This is a genomic window from Thalassomonas sp. RHCl1, assembly GCF_947387555.1.
Classification (GTDB): Bacteria; Pseudomonadota; Gammaproteobacteria; order Enterobacterales; family Alteromonadaceae; genus Thalassomonas.
The window spans coordinates 334,351-350,413 of record NZ_CANDNZ010000001.1; the positions used below are offsets into that span (position 1 = coordinate 334,351).

General features: G+C 48.3%; 14 protein-coding genes. 12 read left to right on the plus strand and 2 right to left on the minus strand.

Features of this window, described 5'->3' with window-relative positions; translation table 11 throughout:
* The first annotated feature begins 28 nt into the window (after positions 1-28).
* Positions 29-586 (plus strand): RNA methyltransferase, encoded by a 558-nt coding sequence (locus QL234_RS01555; protein ID WP_281556109.1) that lies wholly within the window; start codon positions 29-31, stop codon positions 584-586.
* 31 nt (positions 587-617) lie between these two features.
* On the opposite strand, the gene QL234_RS01560 is transcribed toward QL234_RS01555, so the two are convergent.
* Positions 618-827 (minus strand): DUF2986 domain-containing protein, encoded by a 210-nt coding sequence (locus QL234_RS01560; RefSeq protein WP_281556940.1) that lies wholly within the window; start codon positions 825-827, stop codon positions 618-620.
* 373 nt (positions 828-1,200) lie between these two features.
* On the opposite strand from QL234_RS01560, the gene QL234_RS01565 reads away from it, so the two are divergent.
* From QL234_RS01565 to QL234_RS01575, 3 genes are read left to right on the plus strand one after another with little or no spacing between them, the layout of a single operon-like run.
* Entirely contained in the window at positions 1,201-1,647 is a 447-nt protein-coding gene (locus QL234_RS01565) for a hypothetical protein (RefSeq protein WP_044834727.1), read from the plus strand.
* Entirely contained in the window at positions 1,640-2,833 is a 1,194-nt protein-coding gene (locus QL234_RS01570) for a TonB-dependent receptor (protein ID WP_281556110.1), read from the plus strand. The genes QL234_RS01565 and QL234_RS01570 overlap by 8 nt, the downstream gene beginning before the upstream one ends.
* Before the next feature lie 4 nt (positions 2,834-2,837).
* Positions 2,838-5,315, plus strand: coding sequence for an EAL domain-containing protein (locus QL234_RS01575; RefSeq protein WP_281556111.1), 2,478 nt, complete (start codon positions 2,838-2,840; stop codon positions 5,313-5,315).
* Between the two features lie 214 nt (positions 5,316-5,529).
* On the opposite strand, the gene QL234_RS01580 is transcribed toward QL234_RS01575, so the two are convergent.
* The gene (locus QL234_RS01580) at positions 5,530-6,114 is read right to left on the minus strand and encodes a DUF4202 domain-containing protein (RefSeq protein WP_281556112.1); all 585 of its coding nucleotides are present in this window, start codon (positions 6,112-6,114) and stop codon (positions 5,530-5,532) included.
* Between the two features lie 247 nt (positions 6,115-6,361).
* On the opposite strand from QL234_RS01580, the gene QL234_RS01585 reads away from it, so the two are divergent.
* The 8 genes from QL234_RS01585 to truD all read left to right on the plus strand — a co-directional run bounded on the left by QL234_RS01585 (position 6,362) and on the right by truD (position 16,045).
* Positions 6,362-7,999 carry a CTP synthase gene (locus tag QL234_RS01585; RefSeq protein WP_281556113.1) on the plus strand — a complete coding sequence of 546 codons (1,638 nt, stop codon included), beginning with the start codon at positions 6,362-6,364 and terminating at the stop codon, positions 7,997-7,999.
* Between the two features lie 259 nt (positions 8,000-8,258).
* Entirely contained in the window at positions 8,259-9,551 is a 1,293-nt protein-coding gene (eno, locus tag QL234_RS01590) for a phosphopyruvate hydratase (protein ID WP_281556114.1), read from the plus strand.
* 343 nt (positions 9,552-9,894) lie between these two features.
* A complete protein-coding gene (locus QL234_RS01595; protein ID WP_281556115.1) occupies positions 9,895-12,327 on the plus strand; it encodes a M14 family zinc carboxypeptidase in 2,433 nt (810 codons plus the stop codon).
* 259 nt (positions 12,328-12,586) lie between these two features.
* Entirely contained in the window at positions 12,587-13,198 is a 612-nt protein-coding gene (locus QL234_RS01600; protein ID WP_281556116.1) for a hypothetical protein, read from the plus strand.
* Between the two features lie 121 nt (positions 13,199-13,319).
* Positions 13,320-13,619, plus strand: a complete 300-nt coding sequence (gene ftsB, locus QL234_RS01605) for a cell division protein FtsB (RefSeq protein ID WP_281556117.1) — start codon at positions 13,320-13,322, stop codon at positions 13,617-13,619.
* A complete protein-coding gene (gene ispD, locus QL234_RS01610; protein ID WP_281556118.1) occupies positions 13,619-14,338 on the plus strand; it encodes a 2-C-methyl-D-erythritol 4-phosphate cytidylyltransferase in 720 nt (239 codons plus the stop codon). The genes ftsB and ispD overlap by 1 nt, the downstream gene beginning before the upstream one ends.
* 48 nt (positions 14,339-14,386) lie before the next feature.
* Complete coding sequence (ispF, locus tag QL234_RS01615) at positions 14,387-14,860, plus strand: 2-C-methyl-D-erythritol 2,4-cyclodiphosphate synthase (RefSeq protein WP_281556119.1); 474 nt, start codon at positions 14,387-14,389, stop codon at positions 14,858-14,860.
* A gap of 96 nt (positions 14,861-14,956) precedes the next feature.
* Positions 14,957-16,045: a tRNA pseudouridine(13) synthase TruD gene (gene truD, locus QL234_RS01620; RefSeq protein WP_281556120.1), complete on the plus strand. Its 1,089-nt coding sequence runs from the start codon at positions 14,957-14,959 to the stop codon at positions 16,043-16,045.
* The last annotated feature ends 18 nt before the right edge of the window (positions 16,046-16,063 follow it).

Below are 16,063 nucleotides of genomic sequence, written 5' to 3' on the forward strand. Positions count from 1 at the left end.
ACTCCCATTAACTTGGTAATTAATTGAAATGAATGATGTAAAAGCTGCTAAAAAGCAGAGCCCCAAAGTGAGCATAGGTTTAACGGACCCGAAAAGTCCGTCCAATGTCGGTGCCGTGATGCGCGCCGCCGGTTGTTATCAGGTGGATGCGGTATATTATACCGGACAGCGTTATGCCCGCGCCGCGAAATTTAATACTGATACCAAAAATGTCGCCGCCAATATTCCGTTAACCCAGTGTGATTCTTTAGTGGAGCAGGCAGGGCAAGGGGTGAAACTTGTCTGTGTTGAGCTGGTGGAAGGGGCAACCCCGTTGCCGGCTTTTAACCACCCGGAGCGGGCCTGTTATATTTTTGGTCCCGAAGACGGCACCTTGTCCCAGCAAGTGATCGACCAGTCAGATGCGGTGGTTTATGTGCCCACCACTGGCTGCATGAATCTTGCTGCCACCGTCAATGTCCTGCTTTATGATCGCCTGGCTAAATCCGAAGATATGGCGGCCGGTGATGAGCTGATCCGGCAAAGCCGTGATACTAACAATAAAGTGAAAGTAAAATCCGGGGAAGCGGCTCTGCTTGAGGGCTAAAAGCTTATTATAAAGGGCTGGGCACAGGACCTTATTCGCTTTGTGCCTGCGCTTTTGTTGCTTGTTTTACTTGTTCCTCTTTTGTTTCTGCCGTTTGCATTTCGCCTTGCTCGGCAGCCAAAGCTAACTTCTCCCGCTCGGCTTTGCTGATATATCTGGGTTTATTGCTTTTATGCAGTTTGGCATTTGCCTTTTTGGCTTTTTTCTTCAGGGTTTCTTTGATTTTTTTCTTTCGATTCATCATTACTTTCTGCGAAATGCGATTGATAGCCGGCTATTGTAAACGTTAACAGGCGCTCTATAAATAAGGAAAGCCAAGTGCCGGTGGGTTTAAGTTCACCACATAAAGACTATACTGGGGGAAGTACCGGTGAACGCATTTGGGGTTAACCAATAAACTATGATAGAATCAGATACTTAAATCTTAATCTTCGGGTAAAGTTCCAGCCTGGGCGGCTGTGACTGCTAAGGTTTAGCTAAAGTTAGCGAATGAAAACTTTTAACAAACATTTTACTATTTATAATAGTGAAGATAAACTTTTCTCATTGAACTGTTAAATAACTATATTCAGGTGAGTTGTCCGAATGCTTAATATCTTTTTTACAGGGATGTCATGAAAGTGAAAATCAAACAGTGGCTGCGGTTAGCGCCATTTTGTTGTTTTTTATATTTTCCTTACTTTGAAGCGCATTCGGTTCAAGTGATCGTCAACTCCTCTGTCCCGCAAAAGCAGTTATCGGCTTCCCATCTAAGACGAATTTTCACCGTGCGCCACAGGCAGTGGGCAAATGATTTACCTATTAAAGTCTTTGTTTTAGCAAAAAATAATGTCACTCATAAGAATTTCTGCCTGCAAAAGCTTGAGGTTTTTCCCTACCAGCTGGAAAAAATCTGGGGCAAATTGCTGTTTTCCGGTTTAGGGGAGCCGCCTCTGGTATTAACCGATGAAAAGCAAATGATTGAAATGGTCAGGAAAACACCGGGCGCGATAGGTTACGTGGATAGCCTGCCACAAGATAGCGGAGTAGAAATAATGACAATGGAAAGCAGTGATGACTAAGCTGATAAATGTTTCTTTGAAGACGGGCTTGTTGACATGTCTTGCTCTTTTTCAGCTGACAGCTTTTGCCAGCCAGGACTGGGCCATTCATGGTTTTGCTTCCCAGGGCATTATTCAGGCGGAAGATAATAATTTTGTCAGTCGCGATGCCGACGATGATATCTCTTTTGATTTAACAGAAATCGGCATCAATGCTTCATATCAGTGGCAGCCGGATATCCGCTTTGCCGGGCAACTGGTGTATATTAACGGCGGCAACCGCTATGAAGAAGGGGCGCGGGTCGATTATTTATTGATGGACTGGACGCTGGCCAGTGATATCGATTGGCAGTTAAACCTTTATCTGGGGCGTTATAAAAACCAGCACTGGTTATACTCCAGCACCCGGGATGTGCCCCATACCCGGCCGTCGGCCATACTTCCCCAGTCTGTGTATTATGATATCTTCCGGGATGTTGCCCTGGGCAGTGACGGTGCGAGCTTATCCTATACCCGGTTAACGGATATCGGTGAGTTTGATCTCTTGTGGAGTTACGGCACCTCCCCGATCAGCGACAGTGCCACCACCTTATTGCTCAGCACCACAGCTGGCGGTGATATAGATCAGGACTTTACCCATCAGGCCAGTATTTTCTACCGTCCCGAGGGGACTTCCTGGCAATACGGCATCAGCTTGCTCGACTCGGATTTTAAATACAGTGCCGACGCCAATGAAGGCTACTTTGATGCCGATGCCACCTCGCAGCGGGTGATGTTGAATCTGTTGTATAATAGTCAGCAGTGGGAATTTGCCGCCGAGCTGTTTCAAGAGCGTTTTTTCTTTGACGGCTTTTTCACCCCTGACTGGAGCCATGATCAGAAGGCCCAGGGCTTCTATGCCCAGGGGCGCTACTTTTTCGATGAGCAGCTGACCTTCATGTTGCGTTATGACAGGTTTGATGCCAACAAGGATGACCGTAAAGGGACTGAGCTTGAAAGAAATACCCGTATACCGGCGTATTTTGGTTATATGTACGACACCACGGTAGGCTTGACCTACAGGTTTGAGTCGAACTGGCAAATTCAGGCGGAATATCACTGGCTGGAAGGCACGGCACGGTTAGCACCGGCGGTGGTGCCCGATGTATGGACCAATGACAGCAAAAACTGGCAGTTGTGGGCACTTCAATTAATGTACTGGTTTTAATGCTTTGCGTAAGTTTATAAGTTTACCCTGGAAGGCGATAACGCTGACACTAGGTGCCATGCTGGTTATTACCCTGACCTTGACGATTTTTTCGGTGCTCCAGCTGCAGGAGGAGTTCGACCAGCGTCAGCAGGAAAAAAAGTCCGCCGCTAAGCTGATTTACAGTTATCTGCAAAAAATTTCCAATGACAAACGTATCTTATGGCTGACCACGTTAAGCTCCCAACACCTGGTGAAAAATAATGATTACCGGGCGTTTGATCAGGCGGTGCAGCATCAGTTTGATTTAGACGAGTTGCGTATTGACTCCGTTTGGGTCTTAGATGAGCAGGGGCAGCAAGTATATGCCAGCAGCGCAGAAGCCAACGGCGAGGTCAGGCAAGTGGCCAGGCAGGTGTTTGAGCAGCAGTCGGTGGCTGAACTGATTTATTGCGAGCAGGAAAAAAGCAATTGTTACCATATCGTTGCTATGCCGGTGATGACCTCTGCCAATGAAATGACGGCCTTGATCAGCCGGGCCAATCTCAGCGATCTCCTGTTTACTTTTTTAGCGCTAAATGAAAATACCCGCCTGGCGATTGTCAATGTGCCCCTGGTTAACAGCGAGCAGCACACCAACTTAAAGGCGATGTCGATTTTAACCCGCTCAAACGATGATAAAATCGTGCCGATAATCGAGTCACTGGCGCAGGAACTGACTTTAAGTGCATTGAAAAAGAGCGTCAGTACAGAGTTTGGTGAGGAGCATTTCTCCATCAGCCTGTTTGAACTCCAACCCGGCAGCAAAGACGGCAACTATGTGATGCTGATTGATGATATCACCCAGTACCGGCAAACAAACGAAGCGTTTCAGCGGGCGATTGTGATAATTGCCACCATCATTTTTGTGTTGATTGCGGTCGTGGTTTTTGTACTGACCCGGCGCTCGAGCCAACGTTTGCTTAAACTGGCGGCGGATTTACCGTTACTGGCGGAAAAGCGCTTTGATGAATTTCGCCGGCGTAAATTTTCCGGGTTCAGGTTAACCAGCGATGAACTGGATATTTTACACAGCTCCGCCTCGGATCTGGCGGATCAACTTGAAGAATTGCATTTTAAAATTGAGCAAAATACCCGGGAGCTGGAAAATATCGCCATGTATGATCTGCTTACCGGTTTACCCAACCGTAATATGCTCAATTTCCAGCTGAAAAAGAATCTGGCCACCTTATCCCGCAGCCAGGATTATGTCGCGTTATTATTCCTTGACCTCGATGACTTTAAAAAAGTGAATGACAGTCATGGCCATAATATGGGGGACTTTTTGCTGGAAGAGGCCGCCCGCCGTTTGCGTATGTCTATCCGCGATACCGATATAGCTTGTCGTTTTGGTGGCGATGAATTTGTTATCGTGCTGCCCCAGGTACAAAAGTGGGAAGATGTTGAGCGGGTTGCGGACAAGTTGCTGCAGGCCTTTAAACAGCCGATCCAAATTGAAGACCACCGCTTTTATGTGTCTACCAGTATCGGCGGTGCGCTGGCCAAAGACAACAGCATCACGGCGGAAGACTTGATCCGTAACGCCGACATGGCCATGTATGAAGCCAAAGATAACGGCGGTAACTGTTACCAGATTTATGATGCCGGCATGTACCAGCGGGTTGCCCATAAGGTATTGCTGGAAACCGAGGTCAGGGAGGCTATTGTCCAGGGGCAGTTCAGTTTGAGCCTGCAGCCCCAGGTAGAGATCAATAGTGGACGTTTATTTGGTTTTGAAGCCCTGCTGCGCTGGAATCACCCCAAGCGCGGCCTGGTATCTCCGGATGAATTTATTCCGGTACTGGAAAATTCCAAGCATATGATCGAGCTGGGGTACTGGGTAATACGTCACAGCATTGAATTATTAAAACAGCTTAATGAAGCCGGTTATACCGGGATCAGTATCGCGATTAACCTTTCTGCCGGACAATTTGTCGACCCCGGCCTTTACCGCTTTTTAGTGGAACAGGCGGAAGCTTTTGGTGTTGACGCCGGCGCGATAGAGCTGGAACTCACCGAACGCACTTTAGTAGAAGACATAGATAAAACGCTGGAAACCATGCATAAATTGCGTGACCGAGGTTTTTCATTTTCTATCGACGATTTCGGCACCGGTTATTCATCGTTAAGCTACCTGAAAAAAATGCCGGTGGATTGCATAAAAATTGATAAGTGTTTTGTTTCCGGCATGCTTGATAACCAGGCAGATATGCAAATTGTGATGTCGACCATCGCCATGGTGCGTAACTTAGGAATGAAGGTGATTGCCGAAGGGGTGGAAAACCGGGCGCAGCTAAGGTTCTTAAAAAGCGAACAATGTGATCTGGTGCAGGGGTATTTATTCAGCCGCCCCATCTGTGAAACGGTGTTGATGGAAGAGTTAAAAACCAAGGTTAGCCGCGGGGTTTGGCTCGAAGCGGCGGAGATGAGTAAACAGCACCTGTTAGAGTCCGGCCATAACTAACCGGACTTATATATACAGGATGTATGGTATTTAGCGGGTTCATGGACGAACAGGAGCTTATATACAGGATGCATGGTCAGCTTGCCGGCTCCCGGAGCAAGCTAAGTACTTGCATCCTGGCAAACAATGTAGCGGATTCATGGACGGGCAAGAGCAAGGATATAACGGCAGAAAAAACGGTCCGCTTTCTGCCGCTATTTGTTCTCACCCGGTTTTAATCAGGGGCCAGGGCTTTTTCTACCAGGGTAGCCAAGTGCTCGGGTAAGCTTAGGGTCAGGGCGATATCTTGCGCCTTACCCGACATCTTTTTCCAGGTTTTCTGTAAAATGCGGACGATTTTTTCTTCGCTGTGCTTGGCGGCAAAATCATCAAAATAATATTGCAGAAATACCAGGCAGGCAACGTCTTCCAGGGCCTGGCTATCGCTATTGCTTCTGAGCTTTTCTTTGCGGATAATCGCGGCGGTTTGTGTCGCTTCTTCGTCGTTATAACCGTTAGCCAGCATAAGCTCAGAGGTTAGCCGGGCGTGATATTTTCCCTGCTCTTTACGCCAGGCCAGGTAACCGGCTTTTCCCGCTTCAAACTCGGTGCGCTTTAAAAACCAACGTTTGATATGTTGGGCGCGGACGGCAATTTGTAAATATTCACTCGCCTCTGGCCAATATTGCTGTTGGCATTCGCTCATTTGCCGGCCGTAAATCAATTCTTTCGGCTGTGTCTGCCCGTCAAAGCTGATGTTATTGGGATCCTGGCTGTTGATATCGTCGATGGCGGATAATACTGAATCTAAACGTGACAAGGTGATAGGGTCCAAAGATATAAAGGGTAACCCATCTTAACGGCTTTGAGATTATTTACAATTTTTCTGAAAAAGCGCAGTCAAGCGCAGAAATGCGAAAATTAGTTTATTTTATAAACATGCGCTTATTGTTGTTATTGTCGCCTTTGGGTATAATACTTTCCCGTCCTGCTTCATTCGACTATAAACTTCACATAGACGAATAAAGCACAAAATTTCTCTCAATTTCCTGACTTCTGGGTTTTACATGACAACTAGATATATTTTTGTAACTGGCGGCGTGGTTTCGTCTCTTGGTAAAGGTATTGCGGCAGCATCATTAGCGGCGATTCTTGAAGCACGTGGTCTGAAAGTGACTATGTTAAAGCTTGATCCCTATATTAATGTCGATCCCGGTACCATGAGCCCGATCCAGCACGGTGAAGTTTTTGTTACCGATGACGGCGCGGAAACGGATCTGGATTTAGGCCACTATGAGCGCTTTATCCGTACCAAGATGACCAAGCGTAACAACTTTACCACCGGCCGTATTTATCAGGATATCTTGTCACGTGAACGTAAAGGTGAATTCCTGGGGGCGACCATTCAAGTCATCCCACATATTACTAATGATATCAAACGTCGGGTGATTGAAGGGGCTGAAGGTTATGATGTTGCCATGGTCGAAATTGGCGGCACGGTAGGGGATATCGAATCCCAGCCGTTTTTGGAAGCCATCCGTCAGCTCGGCACTGAGCTTGGCCGCGAGCGCGCCATGTATATGCACTTAACTTTAGTGCCTTACCTGGCGGCATCGGGTGAAATTAAAACCAAACCAACCCAGCACTCGGTAAAAGAGTTGCGCTCTATCGGTATTTTCCCTGATATCCTGGTGTGCCGCTCTGAAGGCATTATTCCTGCCAATGAAAGGGCGAAAATTGCCCTGTTTACCAATGTTGAAGAAAGAGCCGTGGTCTCGATGCGTGATGTCGACAGCATCTATAAGATCCCGGCGTTGCTCAAATCCCAGGGTACGGATGAGTTAGTAGTTAAGCGTTTTGGCCTGGATGTTCCTGAAGCTGACTTAAGCGAATGGGAAAAAGTATTGTATCAGGAAGCAAACCCGGTAGGTGAAGTCACTATCGGTATGGTGGGCAAATATATCGAACTGGCAGATGCCTACAAATCGGTCAATGAAGCCTTAAAGCATGCCGGCTTGAAAAACCAGGTGACGGTAAATATTAAATACGTTGATTCCCAGGACGTGGAAGTTAAAGGGGTCGAAACCCTGCAAGACTTAGACGCTATTTTGGTACCGGGCGGCTTTGGTGAGCGCGGTGTGGAAGGAAAAATCCTGGCGGCCCAGTATGCCCGTGAAAACAAAGTGCCTTATTTAGGTATTTGTCTGGGCATGCAGGTAGCCTTGATTGAATATGCCCGTAATGTTGCCGGTTTAGCCGGCGCCCACAGTACCGAATTTGATCCACAGTCGCAGCACCCTGTGATTGGTTTGATCAGCGAATGGTTAGACGAAGAAGGCAATGTTGAATACCGCAATGAAAATTCCGACTTAGGCGGTACCATGCGTTTAGGCTCGCAATTGTGTCACCTGCTGAAAGGTACCAAGGCCTGTGACGTATATGGCAGTGAAACCATTTATGAGAGACACCGTCATCGTTTTGAGGTAAATAATAACTACCGGGAGCAATTAAGCCAGGCGGGCTTAGTCTTCTCCGGTTTATCTTCGGATAAAAATTTGGTGGAGGTGATTGAAAACCCTGATCACCCCTGGTTTATTGCCGGACAGTTCCATCCCGAGTTTAATTCTACGCCTCGTGATGGACATCCTTTGTTTGAGAGCTTTATTGCCGCTTCTTTTGAATACCATAAGCAGCAAACAAACTAAGGGATAACGACAAGAAACCGTAGCGATTTGCTGCGGTTTTTTATTTCTGAAATAAAACCAAGCCAAGGTGTTGTAGTAAGTCTGATTGCAGCTAGGCAGGCTGTTGATACAACTGCTTCACCTCGGTAACTGTCTGCTTCAGCAGGCCAATAAGATTAATAAAATTCATTGCTTTACCCTTGTTTTTGCGATGAAGACCCTAACAATAGTATTTTAGTTTTCACCCACCCCTAAGGGTGAATGTTACAGAGGATAAAAAATGTCAAATATTAGTAAGATTATCGCACGTGAGATCATGGATTCGCGTGGTAATCCAACCGTTGAAGCCGATGTTTATCTTGAATCCGGTGCTTGGGGCAGGGCATGTGCGCCATCCGGTGCTTCTACCGGCTCACGTGAAGCGTTGGAATTACGTGACGGTGATAAGTCACGTTATTTAGGTAAAGGTGTGCTTAAAGCGGTTGCTGCTATCAATGACAAAATTAGCCCGGCACTGTTGGGTAAAGATGCTTTAGCCCAGGCCGATATCGATAAAGTGATGATCGACCTTGACGGCACCGAAAACAAAGAAGTATTAGGCGCCAATGCTATCCTGGCAGTTTCCCTGGCAAATGCCAAAGCGGCGGCTATGGCTAAAGGCGTGCAATTGTTCGAACACATTGCCGACTTGAACGGCACTTCGGGTCAGTACTCTTTACCTCTGCCGATGATGAATATCTTAAACGGTGGTGAGCACGCCGATAACAACGTTGATATTCAAGAATTTATGGTTCAGCCTGTTGGCGCTGTCAGTTTCAGTGAAGCTTTGCGTATGGGCGCTGAAATCTTCCACCAGCTGAAAAAAGAACTTTCTGCCCAAGGCCTTAACACGGCGGTAGGTGATGAAGGCGGTTTTGCTCCTAACCTGGCTTCCAATGAAGATGCCTTAAAAGTTATCGAGCAGGCGGTTGCTGCTGCCGGTTACGAAATGAATAAAGACGTGACTCTGGCGCTTGATTGTGCTGCTTCTGAATTCTACAAAGAAGGCGTTTACGATTTAAGCGGCGAAGGCAAGCAATTTGATTCCGAAGGTTTTGCCGGTTACCTGGCTGAGCTCAGCGAGCGTTACCCTATAGTTTCCATTGAAGACGGTTTAGACGAAAGTGATTGGAACGGTTGGAAAATTCTTACCGATAAAGTCGGCGAAAAAGTACAGCTGGTAGGAGATGATTTATTTGTTACCAACACCAAGATCTTAAAGCGTGGTATCGATGAAGGCATAGGTAACTCTATCCTGATCAAATTCAACCAAATCGGCTCGCTGACCGAAACCCTGGCGGCGATCAAAATGGCCAAAGATGCCGGCTTTACCGCGGTTATTTCTCACCGCAGTGGTGAAACCGAAGATGCTACCATTGCCGATCTGGCGGTAGGTACCGCGGCGGGCCAAATTAAAACTGGCTCTTTATGCCGCTCTGATCGTATTTCAAAATATAACCAGTTATTACGCATCGAAGAGTTCTTAGGTGACAAAGCTGTCTTCAATGGCCGCTCTGAAATCAAAGGACAATAACAAACCTGATGCTTGCAGCAGCTTATTCGCTGCTGTGGGCGGCTTTGTTAATTGCTTTACGACAAGCAAAAAAACCAGCGAACCCTCGCTGGTTTTTACTTTTTAAGGAGCCAGAATCCTGTCTCTTTAGCTCCCGGTAATAAGAGCCGGTTATGTTTGTTAACTTATCGTTAGTTAATATCCAGCCACTTGCTGCTTTATCTCGCCTTTTTTTATCTTAATGTTAACGAAATGTTTAATTTTTATTCGTAAAGTTGAAATTTTCCACTAGGCTTAATCTGGCATCCGGCTAATGTGTCTTGGCCTGGTTGCCGACAATAATACGAAATTAAAGGACTAAACAATGAGAAAAGTATCAAAACTATCAAGCCTGGTAGCCTTGGCGCTTGGCGGTGTACTGCCGGCATCCCAGGCGGGTAACCATCAGTTGGAGCAAACCCTGGACGGCATCACGCAGGAAATGGCGGTGACCAATATTTACCGGGCGTATTTTCCCAATGAAGAGATTGCCCGCAAAACGGCGATCAGCTTTCACAGCAATTTGCTTGAATCCCACCTCAGTGAAGGTTATTTAATCCTTGAGCTGAGCGAAGAGGAAATGGCGAAACTGAAACCTTTCGGCTATAAATTCGAGCAGGCGCAAGCCTTTATCAAACAAAGAGATCAGCGTCTGTTACGTCTTGAGCAGCAAATGCTGGAAAAAAAGCGAACATTGACTGATACCCCTCAAGCATTGCAGGCACTGCCGGAAATTCAGTCGATCCCCGGCTATAGCTGTTACCAGACGGTGGAAGAAACCTTTACCCAGGCGGAAGCCATGGTTGCAAACAATACCAACCTGGCAGAGCTTATCGATGTCGGTGACTCCTGGATGAAAACCCAGAACCAGGGGGGATACGATATCCGGGTACTCAAACTTACCAATAAGAATACCAGCGGTGATAAACCTATCTTATTTATCAACACCGCCATCCATGCCCGGGAATATACTACCGCGCCGCTGATCATGGAATTTGCCAACTGGTTGCTTAATGGCTACGGCACCGATGCAGATGCCACCTGGCTGCTCGATGCCCATGAGATTCACTGGATGATGCAAACGAATCCCGACGGCCGCAAGCAAGCGGAAACCGGGTTATCTTGGCGTAAAAACACCAATGAGAATTACTGCGGTACGACTTCCAGCAGTCGTGGCGCGGACTTAAACCGTAACTTCACCTTCAGCTGGAACTCCACCAACGGCCAGGGCTCGAGCGGCAACCAGTGCAGCAGTACCTACCGCGGACCGACGGCCGGTTCTGAACCGGAAATCCAGGCGCTGGAAAATTATGTCCGCTCTATCTTCCCCGACCGGCGCGGCACCGGCAGCAATGATGCCGCCCCTGCAGATACCCAGGGCATACATCTGGATATCCACAGTTACAGTGAGCTGATTTTATGGCCCTGGGGGGATACCAGCCAGGCGGCGCCTAACGGCACCGCTTTGCAGACGCTGGGCAGGAAGCTGGCGGATTTTAACGGGTATATGCCGCAGCAATCGGTTGGTTTATATCCCACCGACGGCACCAGTGACAATGTCAGTTATGGCGAATTAGGGGTGGCGGCTTTTACCTTTGAGCTCGGCACCAGCTTTTTCCAAAGCTGCTCTGTCTTTGAAAATACCATAGTGCCGGATAACCTGCCGGCGCTGGTGTATGCGGCGAAAGTGGTCGGTGCCCCCTATATTACCCCGGGTGGACCGGATATTACCGCCCTGACCATTAACGGCAGCAGCAACAGCGGTACTATCCCGCCAAACAGCAGCGGTACTTTGGCGGCTACCGCCAGCGATGATCGTTTCAGCTCCCGTAACGGCACCGAATCAACCCAGAATATCAGTGCGATAGAATATTACCTGGATACCCCGCCCTGGGAAAACGGCGCGGTGGCCATCAGCTTGTCCGCCAGCGACGGCAGCTTTAACAGTAAAACCGAAAGCGGTGATGTCACTATCGATACTACCGGCTTAGCGGCCGGCCAGCACACGGTTTACTTAAGGGCACAGGATGCTGGCGGTACCTGGGGGGCGGTTTCGGCGATGTTCCTGCAGGTCTCCGACGATGTGGTGATCCCCGATCCCGATAACCAGCTGGAAAACGGCGTCGCGAAAACCGGATTGAGTGGCGCAAGAGGAGAGGATAGTTACTTCACCATGGAAGTGCCGGCGGATGCCAACTCATTGAGTTTTGTCATGACCGGCGGCAGCGGTGATGCCGATCTTTATGTCAAATTTAATGCCGATCCGGCCAATGGCTATGATTGTCGTCCCTATAAAAACGGCAATGAGGAAACCTGTACCATCACTAATATCCAGGCAGGCACCTACCAGGTGATGCTCAGGGGATATAGTGCCTATAGCGGCGTGAGCCTGACCGGTACTTATACCACGGGCACGGTATCCGGCTATGAAAATACCACGGATGTGGCAATTCCGGATAACAGCACTGTCGGTGCCAGCAGTACCATCAATGTTGACCGCAGCGGTGCGTCCGGCACTGTCAGTGTTGAGGTCGATATTATCCATACCTATATCGGTGACTTGACTGTGGATGTTATTGCCCCCGATGGCAGCAGCTTTAACCTCCATAATCGCACCGGTAATGGTAGCAATAACATCAGCCAGACCTACAGCGTGGATGTCGGTGCTATCAATTCCCAGGGCACCTGGACCCTCAAGGTGGTAGATAATGCCAATATTGATACCGGCAATATCGATCGCTGGAAAATCAGCTTTTAATCTTGCCTGAGTCGCCTGGCCCCTTAAGTTAATACGTTATGTTAGTGCTTAAGGGGCCTTATCAATCTTTCCAACCCTTGCTTGCCTGTTAGTAAAAACGGCGGATAAAACCATCATTGTAAGTCTCTAACCCTGCTCTCTTTTTTTAACTCATTGCAATTATTGAGTAAAACCAAGTATGCTAAGTTAGGGGAGGCAGTCCAGGCACTGGCCTGATGCTGATATTGCAAGGAATTGTCCTGAGAAAGTACGCACGCTTATGACTCAAACATCAATTTGGCAAGATGACCAGCACACGGCACAATATGCCGAATTGTGTAATGCCCTTTATGAGCGGGAGTTAGCCATTTTGGCCCAGGCCGAGTTAACTAGTGCCGCTGCTATCCAGCACAGGATCAAAAGCCTGCCGTATTATATCAAGCGCACCGCCCATGCCATGATCCAAAGCCAGTGCCCGCTGGACTTAGATACGGTTAACGGCAGCTGGTCTGCCAAGCAGGGGACAAAAATGCCGTTATCCGGACAGGATGAATCGGCTATCTGGCAATGGTACCAAACGAGCAAGCCGCGCCCTGGCCTGGTGGTGCCGGTTGCTTTGGCCGATCGTATTATTCTTGACTGTATCGATCGCCTCGATAAACAGGGACAGGGTTTTCGCACCAATGTCTGTGGCTGGTTCAGGGAAGAAAGCAAGGCTCAGGCGCAAACTTTCCAATTGTTAAAACCGAATAAAAAAGTAATGATGGCCGCCTGCTGCGGACACAGCTGGCAAAACAATAAAAAAGTCCAGCCTGTGATGCCAACTTTGCGGGAACTTTTGCTGTCATGTGCGATAAACTGGCAAAACTTCAAGCAATCCCTGTTTATTTAGCCTGACCCCCTTATTTAATCGTCAATTTTATTTACAGCAGCAGGCACGCAATTATAATGGGTGCTTTATTTCTTTATGCTTTTTTTGGCTTTCTTTAGGCTTAGGTTGAGGCTTTTACGCTATGCGGGTGATCACTGCTGTTTTACTGGTGTTTTTGCTGTTATTGCAATACCGCCTTTGGTTCGGGAAAAACAGTGTGCCCGACTACCTGGCGCTGGAAGAGGAAGTGGTCCGGCAAAAGCTCGACAACGACAAGCTTACCCAAAGAAATAAATTATTATATGCCGACACCGATGATCTCAAATCCGGGGTCGAAGCCATTGAAGAGCGTGCCCGCAACGAATTGGGCATGATCAAAAGCGGTGAAACCTTTTTCCGCATTATTCCCAAAGATAAAAACGCCACGCAGGAAAGCCGTTAATGACGTTAAACACAGCTGCCACAGATAAAGCTTTAGTGGCAATAGTCCCGGCTGCCGGGGTCGGTAAGCGGATGTTATCGGCTTGTCCGAAACAATATCTGCAACTTGATGGCCTGACTATTTTAGAGCATACCGTAAACCGTTTGTTGTCGGTGGCAGATATAAAACATGTGGTGATCGCCATCAGCCCACAAGACGGTTATTTTCATGAGACCGGCCTGGCGGGGCATCCGGATGTGACTACCGTTTTTGGCGGCAAGGAGCGGGTAGATTCGGTGCTGGCAGGATTAAAAGCCATCGACAGCTCTTGTTATCCCTGGGTGCTGGTGCACGATGCCGCCCGCCCCTGTGTGCCGGGACAAGATATTGATGCCCTGATCAAGCGTTGCCGGGAAAGTGGCGAAGGCGGCTTATTGGCTTATCCGGTCAGGGATACCATGAAACGCAGTGATGCTTCGGACCAGGTGCTGGAAACCGTAGAGCGTGAAGCCTTATGGCATGCGCTGACACCGCAGATGTATCCGGCTGCCAAGCTGAAAGCGGCAATAGAAAAGGCCCTTGAAGATAACATCCAGATCACCGATGAATCTTCGGCGATGGAGTATGTTAACCACACCAGTGTTTTGGTGGCGGGCAGCAGTGAGAACCTGAAAATTACCCGCCCCGACGACTTGGCGATGGCGGAGTTTATTCTTCTTCGGCAGCAAGCAAACGACTAAGCCAAAAGGCGGTCACCAATAATAAAACAGGAAAAAACAGGAAAAGATATGCGCATAGGTCATGGTTATGACGTACATAAATTTGGCGGTCCGGGCCCCCTGGTTTTGGCCGGGGTGGAAGTGGAGTATGAGCAAGGTTTTATTGCCCACTCAGACGGTGACGTTGCCATTCATGCCTTATGTGATGCTATCTTAGGCGCGCTGGCTCTCGGGGATATCGGTAACCATTTTCCCGATACCGAGGCGCAATATGAAAATATTTCCAGCCGTATTTTATTGCGTCATGTGGTCGGCCTGATGGTGGCAAAAGGCTATCAAATCGGTAATGCCGATGTCACTATAGTCGCGCAGGCCCCTAAAATGGCGCCGCATCTGTTGGCAATGCGCCAATGCCTGGCACAGGATTTAAACTGCGATGTCGACCAGGTGAATGTCAAAGCCACCACCACAGAAAAATTGGGTTTTGCCGGGCGCAAGGAAGGCATCGAAGTCCATGCGGTTACCCTGCTGGAAAAAGTTTAACCCGGCATCTGGCACCATTTTTAAAGAAGAGACCTGCTGATCTGCCCTTAGGGTAAAGAACAGCTAAACCGATAGATATAAGGCAACTGAGCAATAATGACAACCGATGTAGTTTCCCAACTCGCTTATTTCCATGGCAAACCTCAATCCAGGGGTGAGCTGAGAGCACAAATGAGCGACTTTAAAGTATTTGAACAGCTGCCTTTTTCTCCCTGCGGAGAAGGTGAGCACCTGCTTATCCATATCCGTAAAACCGGCGCCAATACCGTTTATGTCGCCAGGCAGTTGGCCAAATACTTTAAGGTCAAAGAAGCCCTGGTTTCTTATGCCGGGTTAAAAGACAGGTTTGCGGTGACCGAGCAGTGGTTCGGGGTACATGTGCCCGGAAAACAGGTTTATGATCTCAGCGATCTGGTTATTGACGGGGTCGAAGTGCTCTCATATGCCCGCCACAATAAAAAACTCAAGACCGGTGCCTTAACCGGTAACCGCTTTGAAATTACCTTGCGCAATGTCACCAATATTGAGAGCTTAAAGCAAAAGTGGCAGCAAATTGTTGCCCACGGTGTGCCCAATTATTTTGGCGAACAGCGTTTTGGCATCGACGGCGGCAATATTGCCAGGGCCGAAGAGCTCTTTGCCGGTACTAAGGTGAAAGACAAGAAAAAGCGCGGTATCTATTTATCGGCGGCACGCTCTTATTTGTTTAATAAGGTGGTCAGCCAAAGGATTGAGGATAACACCTTTGATGTCCTGGCGCCGGGCGATGTTTGTATGCTGGCAGGCACGCAATCGGTATTTTTAGCCGAGGAAATCGACGAGGTGTTAACAGGGCGCTTGAGTGACAAGGATATCGATATTACCGCGCCCATGTGGGGAGCGGGAGAGCTGAAAACCACCGGCTCGGTGTTGGCTTTTGAGCAAGCGCTGATGGCGCAGCACCCGGACTTTTGTCAGGGGTTGCCCAAGTTTGGTTTAAAACAGGAAAGGCGACGTATTCGTTTAAATGTTGCCGGCACAAATATCAGCACAGCACAAGACAGCGTGACCTTAACTTTCTCCCTGCCGTCGGGCTGTTATGCCACGACCATTTTAAGGGAATTAGTTGATTATACCGATCTCACCGAGCGGGCCGTCGGGCGCAACCAAGCCAGCGCGGATGAAACAAAACCTGCGGCCGGTTAACCCCAAAGCGGTCTTTTT